The sequence below is a fragment of the Bacteroides sp. BFG-637 genome, from assembly GCF_024793605.1.
Classification (GTDB): Bacteria; Bacteroidota; Bacteroidia; order Bacteroidales; family Bacteroidaceae; genus Bacteroides; species Bacteroides vicugnae.
Genome location: NZ_JANUPD010000002.1, coordinates 5,887,656 through 5,903,577 on the forward strand (window position 1 = coordinate 5,887,656; position 15,922 = coordinate 5,903,577).

9 protein-coding genes and 2 pseudogenes are annotated in these 15,922 nt (G+C 42.8%); 7 read left to right on the forward strand and 4 right to left on the reverse strand.

What is annotated here, in order from left to right; genetic code table 11:
* Positions 1-118 precede the first annotated feature (118 nt).
* Positions 119-1,025: pseudogene (locus tag NXX38_RS23265) on the reverse strand (glucosaminidase domain-containing protein).
* 110 nt (positions 1,026-1,135) lie between these two features.
* Between NXX38_RS23265 and cdd the strand changes: the two are divergent.
* From cdd to nudC, 6 genes are all read left to right on the forward strand, one after another.
* A complete protein-coding gene (cdd, locus tag NXX38_RS23270; RefSeq protein ID WP_148364822.1) occupies positions 1,136-1,618 on the forward strand; it encodes a cytidine deaminase in 483 nt (160 codons plus the stop codon).
* A gap of 2 nt (positions 1,619-1,620) precedes the next feature.
* Positions 1,621-2,460, forward strand: coding sequence for an AraC family transcriptional regulator (locus NXX38_RS23275; RefSeq protein WP_004300715.1), 840 nt, complete (start codon positions 1,621-1,623; stop codon positions 2,458-2,460).
* 88 nt (positions 2,461-2,548) lie between these two features.
* Complete coding sequence (locus NXX38_RS23280; RefSeq protein WP_258981335.1) at positions 2,549-3,130, forward strand: YkgB family protein; 582 nt, start codon at positions 2,549-2,551, stop codon at positions 3,128-3,130.
* Positions 3,131-3,229: 99 nt separating this feature from the next.
* Positions 3,230-4,603: an FAD-dependent oxidoreductase gene (locus tag NXX38_RS23285; protein ID WP_195649421.1), complete on the forward strand. Its 1,374-nt coding sequence runs from the start codon at positions 3,230-3,232 to the stop codon at positions 4,601-4,603.
* A gap of 376 nt (positions 4,604-4,979) precedes the next feature.
* Complete coding sequence (locus NXX38_RS23290) at positions 4,980-6,680, forward strand: ABC-F family ATP-binding cassette domain-containing protein (protein ID WP_258981339.1); 1,701 nt, start codon at positions 4,980-4,982, stop codon at positions 6,678-6,680.
* A 47-nt stretch (positions 6,681-6,727) separates the two neighbouring features.
* On the forward strand, positions 6,728-7,564 hold the full coding sequence (gene nudC, locus NXX38_RS23295; RefSeq protein WP_258982028.1) for an NAD(+) diphosphatase: 837 nt from the start codon (positions 6,728-6,730) through the stop codon (positions 7,562-7,564).
* Between the two features lie 362 nt (positions 7,565-7,926).
* Here the strand turns inward: nudC and NXX38_RS23300 are convergent, their stop codons facing one another.
* The 3 genes from NXX38_RS23300 to NXX38_RS23310 form a co-directional block, all read right to left on the reverse strand.
* Positions 7,927-9,672, reverse strand: a complete 1,746-nt coding sequence (locus tag NXX38_RS23300) for a phospho-sugar mutase (RefSeq protein ID WP_195649418.1) — start codon at positions 9,670-9,672, stop codon at positions 7,927-7,929.
* A gap of 97 nt (positions 9,673-9,769) precedes the next feature.
* Positions 9,770-11,407, reverse strand: coding sequence for a C69 family dipeptidase (locus tag NXX38_RS23305; protein ID WP_148364816.1), 1,638 nt, complete (start codon positions 11,405-11,407; stop codon positions 9,770-9,772).
* Positions 11,408-11,432: 25 nt separating this feature from the next.
* Positions 11,433-13,085 carry a M23 family metallopeptidase gene (locus tag NXX38_RS23310; RefSeq protein ID WP_234132934.1) on the reverse strand — a complete coding sequence of 551 codons (1,653 nt, stop codon included), beginning with the start codon at positions 13,083-13,085 and terminating at the stop codon, positions 11,433-11,435.
* A gap of 198 nt (positions 13,086-13,283) precedes the next feature.
* Here NXX38_RS23310 and NXX38_RS23315 point away from each other — a divergent pair.
* Positions 13,284-15,918: pseudogene (locus tag NXX38_RS23315) on the forward strand (zinc-dependent metalloprotease).
* Positions 15,919-15,922: the final 4 nt, after the last annotated feature.

Here is a 15,922-nt window from a genome sequence, read left to right on the forward strand (position 1 = left end):
AAGAATAATAACACATGAATGAACCATTAAGTTTTCGAAAGGCAAAACTTTTACGAAGAAAGAAAAAAAGCCGGATTTATTCATCGGTGGCGAACAAAAAAACACTCTATATGTGTCCCTACCGCAGGCGCAATCTATCTCCGATTTCAGGAACATATTCGCCGTCCTTACGATTCATCTTATAAAGATTTTTGAGGCGGATACCATATTTTTGAGAGATACCATGCATAGAATCTCCATCTTTCACAATGTATACGGTATAAGGTTTGGAAGCCTTTTTCTTCTTGCTCTTCAGATAGATGATATCTCCCTCTACTAACGTATAATCGCGCTGCAGATCGTTATACTTCACCAGTTTCTTCCAACTAATGTCAAATTCGTTACCTAAATCTTTAAAGGTATCACCGTTGCGGGCTACAACATAGGCTATATCATTAGCAATATATACCTGATGCGGACTCATCAACCAAGGATTCTTTCTCAGTTTCCGTTCCGAGTATACACCTTTACGGTCATATTTATACAGATCATAATCTTCGATAATCGTAATCAGACGGTTAGCATAGGACGGATCTGTGGCGTATCCAGCTTTTTTCAGTCCACGGGCCCATCCTTTATAGTCTGTGATATCCAGTTTGAAAAGAAAGGCATAACGGGCACCTCTTCTAAGGAAGTCAGAATGATCTTCGTAAGAATCACGAGGATGGCTATAGGCACGGAAACATTCGTTGCGTGCATCATCATCGTGACGAACGGTACGCCCCCGCCAACTACTTCCACACTTAATACCAAAATGATTGTTGCTCTTTCGTGCCAACTGACTGTATCCGGCACCGCTTTCCAGCAATCCCTGCGCCAACGTGATACTGGCCGGAATTTTATGAAGCTTCCATCTGTTCAACAGCCAGATCACTATACTTATTTATATATTCGATGTAACGGGCATTCCGTTTCTGTGCCTGCACTCCTACGGCAAAGAAGAAAACAACAGTTAAAAAGATAAGTCTATACAGTTTATTCTCCATTTTAGTTCAGATGTGGATTAGATGGCACAAAAATCCGAAAAATAATTGGGATTATCAATCTCTTTCCTAACTTTGTAACATTAATTGTAGAAACCAATACCCTGACGTATATGAGAGACCTCACAATTACCGCTATTATTAAAGTATATCAATATGATGAGTTGAATGAGGCCGATCGGGCACTTATGCAGACTGCCATGGAGGCAACAGCTCGTAGTTATTCTCCGTATTCCCATTTCTCCGTAGGTGCCGCTGCGCTATTGGGCAACGGAACTGTTGTGACAGGAACCAATCAGGAGAATGCCGCCTATCCATCGGGACTTTGTGCGGAACGCACTACCTTATTCTATGCCAATTCCCAATATCCCGACCAGCCGGTTGTCACTCTTGCCATTGCGGCACGAACGGAAAAAGATTTCATCGACCAACCGATTCCCCCCTGCGGCGCTTGCCGGCAAGTGATTCTGGAAACGGAAAAGCGTTACAAACAACCCATCCGTATCCTATTGTATGGCAAAGAATGTATCTACGAAGTAAAAAGTATAAGCGACCTACTACCGCTATCATTTGACGCATCAGCAATGGAGGACTAACTATGTTACAACAATATCACACGAAACTAAAAGGGACACTCGCACTTACAGACTCTTATCTGACAGAAAAAGCACTGCAAAAAGAAAAGGGGCTTTATAAATTTATATGGGTACGCAGCGGAAGCATCACAGTAGAAATCGACCATCAGGAAATGATGCTTACCAAAGATGAAGTGATTTCACTCACTCATCTGCAACACCTCGAATTTAAATCGATTGACGGTGAATATCTGACTTTGCTGTTCAACAGTAACTTCTATTGCATCTATGGCAACGACCATGAAGTGTCGTGCAGCGGTTTCCTGTTCAACGGTTCTTCTCACCTGATCCGTTTTACCCTGAATGAAAAAGAACGCAAAGAGCTCGACACCATTACCGAAGCACTGGAAAACGAATTTACCGTTTCCGACAGCCTGCAGGAAGAGATGCTACGCATTCTGCTGAAACGCTTCATCATTCAATGTACCCGCATTGCACGTCATCGCATGAATATCACCCGTGAAAAAGAATCCGGTTTCGAGATTGTCCGCCAATACTATAACTTGGTTGACGAGCATTACCGGACGAAGAAGCAAGTACAGGATTATGCCGATATGCTGCACAAATCTCCCAAGACACTATCGAACATCTTTTCAACCTGCAAACTGCCATCACCGCTCCGGGTAATCCACGAACGGGTGGAAGCGGAAGCCAAACGCCTTTTGCTTTACAGCAACAAAAGTGCCAAAGAAATTGCCGATATTCTGGGATTTGAAGACCAGGCTTCTTTCAGCCGTTTCTTCAAAAATATGACCGGACAGAGCGCCGTACAATTCAGAAATACACAGGAAGGGAAAAATTGATAAGGCATACGGAAGTATTGCTATTTGAGGAGTATGGGGAATGAACGATCTTTGCAACGTTAGATAAACTCATTAAAACCCCAACAAAATGAAAGAGAAATTTATCGCTTTACTGACCTTCACTTCAAGTCTAAAAGGTTTCGGTATCCAATTTATCCGCGTGGCCATTCTGGTAGTATTTGTATGGATAGGCGGATTGAAGTATTTCCATTATGAAGCCGACGGGATTGTTCCGTTCGTAGCCAACAGCCCTTTCATGAGCTTCTTCTATGCTAAAGATGCGCCTGAATACAAAGAACATAAAAATGCGGAAGGCGCTTTCGTCCCGGAGAATCGTGCATGGCACGAAGCAAACCGTACTTATACTTTCTCCTACGGACTGGGAGCTCTTATTATGAGCATCGGCATACTGATATTCCTAGGCATCTTTTTCCCGAAAGTGGGACTGGTAGGTGACGCTCTTGCTATTATCATGACGCTGGGAACACTTTCTTTTCTCGTCACCACCCCGGAAGTCTGGGTTCCCGATCTGGGAAGCGGAGAATTCGGCTTCCCATTACTATCCGGCGCAGGGCGATTGGTGATTAAAGACATTGTGATTTTAGCCAGTGCCGTAGTGTTATTATCCGACTCGTCACAACGCGTACTCAAAACACTTAAAAAGAGCTAATCCCCTTTTGCAGAAAGTGCTAACTTCTTGAGATTACGGAACAAATCGTATTTTCAGACTGTTATATAGTCTCATACGAATCGTTAATAAAAAGAAGTTATGAAACAATATGATGCAATAATAATAGGATTCGGCAAGGCAGGAAAGACCCTGGCTGCCGAACTTTCCAACCGCGGATGGCAAGTTGCCATCGTGGAACGTTCCAACATGATGTATGGAGGAACCTGTCCGAACATAGCCTGTATTCCAACCAAAATGCTGGTGCATGAAGCCGAGGTTTCCGCCTTGCTCTACCATGACGATTTTCCCAAACAGGCGAATATGTACAAACAAGCCATCGGCCGGAAGAACCGTCTCACCTCTTTTCTTAGAAATGATAATTACGAAAGACTAAACAAGCGTCCCAATGTAACTATTTACACCGGAACGGGCTCTTTCGTATCTTCCAATACCATAAAAGTAGCGCTTCCGGAAGGGGACATCGAACTGCAAGGTAAAGAGATATTTATCAATACTGGCTCTACTCCTATCATTCCGGCAATAGACGGTATTCAGCACAGCCAGCATGTATATACCAGTAGTACGCTTCTGGATTTAAACGTCCTTCCCCATCACTTGATTATCATAGGCGGAGGATATATCGGACTGGAATTTGCTTCTATGTATGCCGGATTCGGTAGCAAAGTGACGATACTCGAAGGAGGAAACAAATTTATGCCTCGTGAAGATCGGGACATTGCAAACAGCGTCAAAGAAGTTATGGATAAAAAAGGTATTGAAATCCACCTGAACACCCGCGCACAGTCCGTCCATGATACCAGTGACGGAGTGACACTGACTTACTCGGACGTATCCGACGGTACTCCTTATTATGTGGACGGAGATGCCATTCTCATCGCAACGGGACGTAAACCGATGATTGAAGGATTAAATTTGCAAGCAGCAGGCGTAGGAGTCGATGCGCACGGAGCTATTATAGTAAACGATCAGTTGCGTACCACTGTTCCTCATATATGGGCAATGGGAGATGTGAAAGGCGGGTCGCAATTTACTTATGTCTCACTGGATGATTTCCGGATTATCCGTGACCAGCTCTTCGGTGATAAGAAACGTGATATCGGAGACCGTGATCCAGTTCAGTATGCAGTATTTATTGATCCACCGTTGGCACATATCGGAATCAGTGAAGAAGAGGCGTTAAAAAGAGGATACTCATTTAAGGTTTCCCGGCTACCGGCTACTTCCATCGTCCGTACCCGTACACTACAGCAGACAGATGGTATGTTAAAAGCCATCATCAATAATCATAACGGGAAAATTATGGGCTGCACACTATTTTGTGCCGATGCTTCGGAAATCATCAATACCGTAGCTATGGCTATGAAAACGGGACAACCGTCTACATTCTTACGTGATTTTATCTTCACACATCCCAGTATGAGTGAGGGATTAAATCAACTATTTGATGTATAAGAATAAGGCAGAATATAAATCACTCCTAAAATACAGCCTCTGAACAAGACAAACAGAGACTGTATTTGGAGTAATCAGAGGCTCTGAATGAGGCAAACAGAGCCTCAAATAAATGAATCTTATTCTTTTTCCACCTCAACAGAGTGAAATCTAACAGAAAGTGTTATCTTTGCAACCAAGTTAAACTATATACCTACCGCAATGAGAATTAGTAAGTAAGACAACACTTCTAAGTAAACATCACTTTTCTTATATGCTTTTTCTATTTTGTTAAGCATCACGAAATCCGTGTTGTTTAGCCAGTATTGTGTTTGTCGTTCCCCTATCCTGTGATTTTCCTTCACGCTATTTCCAACCTCAAACCCAATAGATCATTATGTCTATAAGTATTCAACAAATCAGCTATATCCATCCGGATAAAGAAGTATTATTCAGTGATCTCAATTTCGCCATCAGCAAAGGCCAAAAACTGGGATTAGTCGGTAACAATGGCTGCGGCAAATCTACTTTGCTGCAAATTATTGCCGGTCAACTTTCACCCTCTTCCGGTGTCATTGTCCGCCCGGATGAGCTATATTATATCCCGCAACATTTCGGGCAATATGATTCATTAACCATCGCCCAGGCACTCCGGATAGAGCGTAAGCAACAAGCCCTACATGCTATCTTGTCAGGAGATGCCTCAAACGAAAATTTCGTCGTCCTGGATGATGACTGGAATATTGAAGAACGTTCCATTGCCGCTCTCGATTTATGGGGGCTAGGACAGTTTACTCTATCTTACCCGATGAATTTGCTTAGCGGAGGTGAAAAGACCCGTGTATTTCTGGCAGGTATGGACATCCATCACCCACCTGTCATACTTATGGATGAACCGACCAATCACCTCGATTCTTCCGGCAGACAACGTTTATACGACTGGGTAGAGAAATGCCGCTCCACACTGTTAGTTGTAAGTCATGACCGCACTCTGCTTAATCTTCTCCCCGAAATATGCGAACTGGAAAAGCATCAAATCAATTACTATGGAGGAAATTATGAATTCTATAAAGAACAAAAAACGCTGATGCAGGAAGCATTGCAGCAACGTATCGAAGAAAAAGAGAAGGCACTGCGCATTGCCCGCAAAGTGGCACGCGAAACGGCCGAACGCAGGGACAAACAAAATGTACGTGGAGAAAAAAATCATATTAAAAAAGGAGTTCCTCGTATTGTGCTCAATGCGCTTCAAGGAAAATCAGAAAAGAGTACCAGCAAACTTAACAGTACCCATCAGGAGAAAGCCGAGAAGTTAACAGACGAACGCAACCAGCTTCGAAGTTCGCTCTCCCCAACCGCTACATTAAAAACCGATTTTAATAGTTCCTCGTTCCACACCGGAAAAATATTGGTGACAGCAAAAGAGGTTAACTTCGGTTATCATCCCAATTCAATCAACAGTCATATTCAGATGAATAATGAAGCAAATCTTGCTGATACAGGTAATCATCCCAGTCCGGACAGTAATGATATTCAAGATAATAGCGACTTCAAACAGCAACTCTGGCAAACCCCTATCAGCTTCCAACTAAAGAGTGGGGACCGCCTCCGTATAGAAGGGGCCAACGGCAGTGGGAAAACAACTCTTTTGAAGCTAATCACCGGACAACTCCGGGCACAGGAAGGAAACCTGACGCGAATGGAATTTACCTATGTTTATCTGAATCAGGAATATTCTATCATCGACAACCGGAACAGTATTCTGGAACAGGCTTACGCTTTCAATAACCGGAACCTGCCGGAGCATGAAATAAAGACCATTCTGAACCGTTATTTATTCCCTGCTTCCGAATGGGATAAATCCTGCCGGAAACTTAGCGGCGGTGAGAAAATGCGTCTTGCTTTCTGCTGCCTGATGATTAGCAATAATACTCCCGATATGTTTATTCTGGATGAACCGACCAACAATCTGGATATACAGAGTATTGAAATCATTACTGCTACCATCAAGAACTATACGGGTACTGTAATTGTAATCTCACACGACGATTATTTCATTCAGGAAATCGGTATCGAGCAACGTATTTTATTAAGCTAGTCTATTGATATTTTATCCGGTAAGTCTACATATCAACCTAGTTTTTTATAACTTCGCAGCGCAAAGAAAAGAATTGGAATAAAATGGTTCAGACAGCACAATCATGGTGGTTTATCTTTTATAAAGATCAACTGCTTCTTGAGAAAAAAGGGGATGGTAAGTATGCCGTCCCATATGGAGAAAGTTCTCCTATCATTATGAAAGAAAAAACAACAGTACATAATATCACCACATTGGAAGGTAGAAACTGCAAAGCTTTCTCCCTCTCCTCTCCCATTGAAGAATCGGAGCAATGGACAATGATAGGACTTCGCGCCTCTTATGAATATCTCCCTTTGTCTCATTATCAGACTGCAGGAAAAGCGCATGAGATTCTGCATTGGGATAGAAACAGCCGCTTCTGTTCCGCCTGCGGCACGCTGACGGAACAGAAAGAATCTATTATGAAACGTTGCCCGAAATGCGGTCGGGAAGTATATCCTTCCATATCCACAGCGATTCTGGTATTAGTGAGAAAAAAAGACTCACTACTCTTAGTGCATGCCCGCAATTTTAAAGGAACATTCAATAGCCTCGTTGCCGGATTCCTGGAAACCGGAGAAACATTAGAAGAATGTGTAGCACGTGAAGTGAAAGAAGAAACCGGACTGGACGTAAAGAATATCACTTATTTCGGCAACCAGCCCTGGCCTTATCCCAGCGGTCTAATGGTCGGATTTATTGCGGATTATGCCGGAGGGGAAATCACACTCCAAGATGAAGAATTGAGTTCGGGAGACTTTTACACAAGAGATAATCTACCCGAACTTCCCAGAAAACTTAGCCTTGCACGAAAGATGATCGATTGGTGGATTGAACATCCAAATGAAGATATACTAAACTAATAGCGAGTAGAAAAGCAGGCTACGAAATACACACAACTACAAACGAACAACTTACGAATATGAAACTGAACGTATCACTCTAAAGCATCAACAAAACATGTGTATATCCGCAGCCTGCCTGTTGAAATTGAGATGATGCCAATACAACAAGATTCTCGCAAGAAGGATTAGCAAGTGAGCTTAAAGAATGCAAAGGAAATGAAAGAACTGTGCCAAATGAGGGAAAATGCCCGAAAATAGGCAGAATCAGGGCTATGTACAGAGAAAAAGAAGCGCCTCCACAATCTTCAAAAGACGATGGAGGCGCTATTTTAATCTTTATCTTTTTATGATCTATGTCTGCAATTTCAGAAGAGACAAAATCAGATACCCAATGATTTCTTCACTGCTTCAATCTTTTCCATGGCGGCAGACTCGGCAGAAGCATAACAGTTGCGGCATCCCATTTCACCCTGAACTTCCATATAGAACTTAATCTTCGGTTCTGTACCTGAAGGACGAACGGAAACTTTGCTACCGTCTTCTGTGAAATATTGAAGAACGTTAGAGGGTTCCGGCATATCAATTACAGTTACGTTACCTTTATCGTCTGTCTGTTTCAGAGTCTTATAATCTTTGCTCAAAATCACTTTAGAGCCACCCAATTCTTTCGGAGGATTAGCACGGAAGTTTTCCATCATTGCTTTGATTTCTTCAGCACCGCTCTTACCCGGTTTCACTACGTTTACAGTAAACTCTTTAGAGAATCCATATTCTACGTAGATATCAAGCAACAACTGATACAAAGATTTGCCATTATCTTTTGCCCATGCAGCAACTTCAGCAATCAGACAGCAAGCGGATACAGCATCTTTATCGCGCACGAAGTCTTCAGCAAGGAATCCGTAGCTTTCTTCACCACCACCGATATATTTCTGTTTACCTTCACGCAGACGGATTTCACGGGCAATCCACTTAAATCCGGTGTAGCAGTCAAGCATTTCGATGTTGTTCTTATCAGCGATTTTCTTGATAAGTTCGGTAGTAACGATTGTCTTCACACAGAACTCGCCCCCTTTAATCTTACCCAGTTGTTTGTACTGTGTCAGAATATAATAAAGGTACATCATACAAGTCTGGTTACCATTAATCAGTACCCATTCGCCCTTGTCATCCTTACAAGCGATACCCACACGGTCGGCATCCGGATCGGAAGCCATAACGAGGTCAGCATCAATTTCTTTGGCAAGGTTTACAGCCATGGAAAGAGCTTCCGCATTTTCCGGGTTCGGAGATACGACAGTCGGGAAATTACCATCCTTAATCATCTGTTCGGGCACAGTAAATACGTTTTCGAATCCCCACATCTTCAATGCACGCGGAATCAACATCATACCTGTACCGTGAATCGGAGTATAGACAATCTTCATATCTTTGTGACGGGCGATAGCTGCCGGATCAATAGAAACTGTTTTCACCATATCCAGATAAATCTTATCAATGTCCTCACCGATAATCTGAATCAAATCAGGATTTCCCTGGAATTTAATGTCAGCAGCAGAAGCAATGGCGTTCACTTCGTCAATGATACCTTTATCATGCGGGGCCAACACTTGTGCACCGTCATCCCAATATGCCTTGTAACCGTTGTATTCTTTCGGATTGTGAGAAGCAGTCAGAATGATACCGCTCTGGCAACCGAGGTGACGGATAGCAAAAGACATTTCCGGAGTCGGACGCATATCATCAAACAGATATACTTTAATGCCGTTGGCAGAGAAAATATTAGCGGAAGTCTCTGCAAACAAACGGCTGTTGTTACGGCAGTCGTGACCTACTACTACAGAAATCTGCGGCAGATCCTTGAAGTTCTTCTTCAGATAGTTGGAAAGTCCTTGAGTGGCAGCACCTACCGTATAGATATTCATACGATTACTACCAACTCCCATGATACCACGCAGACCACCAGTACCAAATTCAAGGTCTTTGTAGAAAGCTTCAATAAGTTCGGTTTTATCATCGTTTTCCAACATGCGTTTCACTTCAGCTTGGGTTTCAGCATCATAAGCCGGGGTCAGCCATTTTTCGGCTTTTTCAGTGACCTGTTTAATAAGTTCCTGATTTTCCATTTCGATTGTTATTTATTGGTTAATGAATTATTTATTATCAATTTCTTGAGCACACAAATATAAAATAATAAGTTTACAAATCCTAGTTATTCAATTCTTATTTCACCAAATATCTATCACCGGTCTGTTTGACATATTCTTGCAAGAATTCTTTCGGATATCCGGGACGGATCACACCGGCAGGTTGTCCGATAGAATTACGCTCAAACTTACCATCTTTAACACGCTTCACTACTCCATCATTATACTTCACAATCAAGAATGTACCTAATTGTTTCCAAGTATCGAAAGTGCTCTGTGCAGTCATGTTTGTATAATTTGTCAAAAAATCAACTGCTGCGTTCTTATCTTTAGCCAACAGTTTGGCAGCCATCTCTTCAATGCCTTCCTGAGCATTGTTGAAAGTCGTTTCCATTTCTTTCTGCGCTTCCCGTACATCACCGATCATCAAATCATAACGCGGATAGACCATATTAGATACCCAGTTAAAAATCCAGAAAGCTGAATTCCAGGAGAATGTAATATAATCGGCTCCGCCCACACGGGTATAGCATACCGGAGCTTTCGTTGCACAGCAATAGACCGGAGTAAATACCGCCATGTTGGCATCATCCACGCCAAACCAAAGTACACCACCTATCGGGTCCGGCTTATGAGCACGCATTTGTGCAACAAATACAAATCCGCTTTGTTGAGTGGAAATGGGACGTTCGTTGAAATATTCCTTGTCGTCTACCTTGAAGTTCAGAGGAGAGAGGCGATATGGCGTCTTATAAGGACCTGCTCCGAAATCATTGGAAATATCAAGAGGCGTACCTTCATAGTGGTCACGCATCATATCTTTCACATCCTGTACAGACAGTTTTTGTTTCGGTTTCACAAAAAGAGGCATCGGAGTATCGGTCTTTCCCTCAATATAAGGAAGATAATCTTTTCCGTTATCCGTGAACTTATTAAAATAGCTCCACACACGTGCCTCACAGAAACGGCGGGCACCAAAATCAAGAGGTGCGTAGGCTAGCGAAAAGCTAAAATCTTTGTTTACTCCATTAAAATATCCCTTCTCGCGGGCAAAAGAAACAACATCCGGAGAGTACATACAGTTCTCCTTGTCATTCATATCAAACTGGTGAATACGTGACTGATTGGCATGAGCCGAGATGCAGTCGTCGGGTACACGTACAGCTACCCAAACAGCTCCACGGATTCCGGGACCTTTACCAATCATTTCCATGATCCAGATTTCATTGGGATCGGCAATAGTAAAAGACTCTCCTTCGCTATAATAACCGTATTGCTGCACTAAATCGGTCATGATTTTAATTGCTTCACGGGCAGTACGCGAACGTTGCAAACCAATATAAATCAAACTTCCGTAATCAATAATCCCTGTAGAATCCGCCAGTTCCGGACGTCCACCGAAAGTAGTCTCACCAATCGTAACCTGATATTCATTCATATTACCGACTACATTGTAAGTCTGACGTGCCTGCTCTATTTCCCCCAGATACTTGCCGGTATCCCATTCATATACTTTCAACATCGTTCCCTTCGGGTAGGTAGCAGCCGGATAATGATAAAGTTCTCCGAACAGGCCATACGAGTCGGCAGAATAGGAAACGATTGTCGAGCCATCGGCAGACGCATTCTTTCCGACAATCAGGTTAGTGCAAGCGAAAGTGTTCGCCACAGCCGCCATAAATACAGCAGCACAAAAAATAATTCTTTTCTTCATAAATATATGATTCACTTTTAATAATTTACCAAACAAAACTTTCACGAGCTACCGTTTCATTTCCGCAACCATCGGTCACTGTAAACTCGACCGTATGCTTTCCGCCCTTCTTCACGTGTTTCGGATCAAGTACACATTCCCAGTACGATTTCACCATATTGGGGCGTCCGAAAAGTGCATACTTACCGTCAATCGTCCCGCGATAGGAAGCAATTCCCGTCCCCTGATCTTTCAGCCGATAGACAATCTTTCCGTTTCTTCCCCACTGGTTCTTATTAACAGGAATAATCTCCGGCGGAATGGTGTCGATGGCAACAGTATAAGTTCCTAACTCCTTGATGGCAGCTTTCATATATCCGTCTTCATACTTTCCGCCTACGCTGTACTTTCCTCCCTTCGGAGTGATGCGGGCCACATAATATTTGGTCGTATCGGCAACCGGCTTTCTACGCAATCCGATACGAAGTTCGCAAGCTGCATGCAATGGAACCGTCTTATCATTCAGTTGATAAGTAAAAGCAACGGCACCACTATCCGCCTTCATCTGATAATTGAGGGGGACATCGTCATACAACATTCCTTTCGGAATAACCAGGCTCAATCCCGGCTCTTGCAAATAATTAGTCTTATTCCAGATGAAATAATATTTCTCCCGATGATTCAACGGTTCAATCGGCTGCTTCCGGCCCCGCACGGTAAAACGATAGTTGGAAGTGTTTCCGAAAGCATCTTTCAATGTATATAAGAACTGATAATCCCGTTCCTCGTCAATCGTCACCAGACCACGATGATCATTCGACGCTTTCAGCAGACGCAACGTATTTCCCGGATCAATAAAAGATTTCATATATTGTCCATACGTCCAAGAGTTAATCATCCGGTTCTCTTCTTGCGAGAAACGATCTACGGTACTGCGAAATATTTCATTCCCATCTACCGTGAGCACAACAGAATAAACTCCGTAATGGTTACTTACGCCATCCATGTAATCGTATGCCTTGATACCCAGCCCTATCACTCCCCATGCTTCCACAGGGCGTTCGCTATTGGGAAGAATCGTTTTATTCTCCTGTTTTCCATCCACCACTCCTTTGCCCGGTTGCGGGAAAAAGAGGATGCCATCAGCTTTCGGAGCACGTGTATCTTTTATTTTCGACTGGAAGAAAGGCATAGGGTCAATATAATCCCCCGATTCCGTTTCAAACACATCCAGATGAAGATGTGGGCCGAACGAATATCCGGTATTGCCGCTCCATGCAATCTGTTGCCCTCCTTTTACCGGATATTCTCCCGGTTCAGGCACAATCTCCACTTCCCAGTTCTCTTCTTCATATTGAAGTTTCTCCACCCTTTCGGCAATGGGAGAAACAAAACCGCTCAAATGGCGGTTGATAGTTGAATAACCATTATGGTAGCAGACATCAAGTACATACCCCGATCCATTCGTTACGCGAATACGCGAAATATAACCATCAGCGAGAGCAAGAACGGGTTTACCGATCACTCCGCCTGTTTTAAAATCCAGCCCGCCATGGAAGTGATTGGAGCGGATTTCTCCAAAGTTTCCACTCAATGTAAGAGGAAAGTCAAAAGGAGGCACAAAGGTTGCTTGCTTTTTCTCTTGTCCATACCCTCCGATGCAGCAAGCCAGCATCAAAGCAGTGATATATCGTCTCATCATTCCATTCACTTTTTTACTCCCGCAAATGTACACTATTCCCACTAAACTATGAAATATCTGGGAGGAATGATGGTCTTAGATTCTAGTTAATATTTCTTTTAAATGTTATATTCATTGCAAATCAGTAGTTATTATGTTATTAATATTAGTACTTTTGTGGCTGTTTTTTAATTATAATTAAAAGTTAGAAACTCAATGAGAATGTATGTAAAAGTAATGGCAGCGGTCATTGCATGTATATTGCTGAGTGGAGAAACGCTCTCGGCATTTGCAACTACCCCCGCTACAGAAAATCTGAGTTGGTTTAAAAAGAAAAAGAAGAAACCAGAAGAGAAAGAAGAGAAGAGTAAAAGCGACTACGAAAAATTAGTGGAAGACAGTAAAACAACGAAAGGAATGTTTGCTGTACACCAAAAAAAGAATGACTATTATTTTGAAATTCCCACCTCACTTTTGGGACGTGATTTATTAGTTGTCAACAAACTGCAACGAGTTCCTGCCGAACTTAATGATGCAGGTGTAAACCGTGGAGTAAACTACGAGAATCAGATGGTTTGCATGGAATGGGATAAAGCTACGGGCAAATTAATGCTACGACAACAACGCCCATTACCTCTGGCCCCCAAACGGATGCCATCTTCCGTTCGGTAAAGGATAATTTTATCTCTCCATTGATTGCCGCATTCAAAATTGAAGCAATTAATGCAGATTCTACTGCATTAGTAATCAAGGTGAATGATATTTATGACGGTACTGAAACCAGTATTAATAATGTATTTACTAATATCAATCTGGGTACTTCGGCTATCAAGAACTTATCACGTATTTTATCCATCAAATCCTTTTCAAACAATGTCGTGGCAACTTCCGAATTGACTACCAGAGTTACAGAAGGAACTACCACTGTTTATGTGACGGTGGAAGTCAGTTCTTCTATTCTCTTGTTGCCTGAAAAGCCGATGATGGGACGATTCGACAATCAGAAAGTCGGTTATTTCACTAATCCGTTATTAAGTTTTAGTGATGCACAACAAGGTACGGATAAAACACAATATATCACTCGCTGGCGCATGGAACCCAAACCGGAAGACCGGGAGGCTTATCTGAAAGGACAGCTTGTGGAGCCTGCCAAACCAATCGTATTCTACATTGATAATTCAACACCTTACCAATGGCGTACGTACATTAAAAAAGGTATCGAGGACTGGCAGATTGCTTTCGAAAAAGCAGGTTTCAAGAACGCGATTATCGCCAAGGAAATCACAGACAGTATGCATATAGACATGGACGATGTCAATTACTCCGTACTGACTTACGCTGCTTCAGAAAAGAAAAATGCAATGGGACCTTCCCTGTTAGACCCACGTTCCGGAGAAATTCTGGAAGCTGATATTATGTGGTGGCACAATGTGCTTTCTATGGTACGCGAATGGATCACTGTGCAGACTGGAACTGTGTGTCCGGAAGCACGCAATGTGCAATTACCCGATGCTTTAATGGGAGATGCCATCCGGTTCGTTGCTTGCCATGAGGTAGGCCACTCATTGGGACTCCGTCACAATATGATGGGTTCATGGGCTTTCCCGACGGATTCGTTACGTTCCGAAGCATTTACTTCCAGAATGAATTCTACCGCTTCCATCTATCATGGATTATGCACGATTCAATTATATTGCACAGCCTGGAGATGGGGTAAAAGTTCTTTCTCCGCATATCGGTCCTTATGATATGTTTGCTATCGAATATGGTTATCGTTGGTACGGAAAGAATACTCCGGAAGAAGAAAAGGATATTTTATTCGATTTCTTGAGTAAGCATACCGATCGTCTTTATAAGTATAGTGAAGCGCAGGATGTACGTGACGCAGTAGATCCACGCGCACAGAACGAAGACCTAGGTGATGATCCGGTCCGTTCTTCTTTATATGGCATCGAAAACCTGAAACGTATCGTTCCACAAATTCTTCAATGGACTACCACCGGAGAAAAAGGACAAACTTACGAAGAAGCGTCGCGTCTCTACTATGCAGTTATCAACCAGTGGAACAACTACTTATATCATGTACTTGCCAACATCGGCGGTATATATATTGAAAATACAATTGTAGGAGACGGTGTCAAGACTTATACATTCGTTGAGAAAGAGAAACAAGAAGCTTCCATTGAAATTCTTGATGGATGAAGTATTGACCTATCCTAAATGGCTGTTTGACACGGAAGTAGGACAATATACCTATCTGCTCCGCAACACTCCAATCGGAAAACAGGAGAATGCTCCTACGCAAATCTTAAAGAACGCCCAAGCCTATATCCTTTGGGATTTACTAGGCAACACTCGTTTGATGCGTATGATAGAGAATGAATCTGTCAACGGAAAGAAAGCATTTACAGTAGTGGAGCTTATGGACGGACTTCATAAAAACATTTTCGGTATTACCGAACGTGGTGGCATCCCCAATGTTATGGAACGTTCTTTGCAGAAAAACTTCCTCGATGCATTACTTACAGCAGCCGCAGAACCCGAAGCTGTAAAAATCAACAAGAAGATTGCAAGCGAGCATTTCCTGCTTGACCATGCTACTCCTTTCTGTAGTTGTTATGCCGCCGAACAACGGGCACTTCGTCAGGAAGACCGAATGGGTGCTCCACGTGTGCTCAACTTCTACGGCAGTCAGCTCAACCGTATTTCTGATGCTATCTCGGTGAAACGCGGAGAGTTATTACGTATCAAGAAATTGTTGCAAAACCGCCTCGGCACTTCTGATACTGCTGCACGCTATCATTATGAAGACATGATCCTACGTATTAATACAGCTTTGGGAATCAAATAAAACA

Coding starts and splice junctions, on each gene's coding strand:
- NXX38_RS23300 (WP_195649418.1), bottom strand. CDS start 9,672: ATGGAAAATCAGGAACTTATTAAACAGGTCACTGAAAAAGCCGAAAAA.
- NXX38_RS23285 (WP_195649421.1), top strand. CDS start 3,230: ATGAAACAATATGATGCAATAATAATAGGATTCGGCAAGGCAGGAAAG.
- NXX38_RS23280 (WP_258981335.1), top strand. CDS start 2,549: ATGAAAGAGAAATTTATCGCTTTACTGACCTTCACTTCAAGTCTAAAA.
- NXX38_RS23290 (WP_258981339.1), top strand. CDS start 4,980: ATGTCTATAAGTATTCAACAAATCAGCTATATCCATCCGGATAAAGAA.
- NXX38_RS23305 (WP_148364816.1), bottom strand. CDS start 11,407: ATGAAGAAAAGAATTATTTTTTGTGCTGCTGTATTTATGGCGGCTGTG.
- cdd (WP_148364822.1), top strand. CDS start 1,136: ATGAGAGACCTCACAATTACCGCTATTATTAAAGTATATCAATATGAT.
- NXX38_RS23310 (WP_234132934.1), bottom strand. CDS start 13,085: ATGAGACGATATATCACTGCTTTGATGCTGGCTTGCTGCATCGGAGGG.
- NXX38_RS23275 (WP_004300715.1), top strand. CDS start 1,621: ATGTTACAACAATATCACACGAAACTAAAAGGGACACTCGCACTTACA.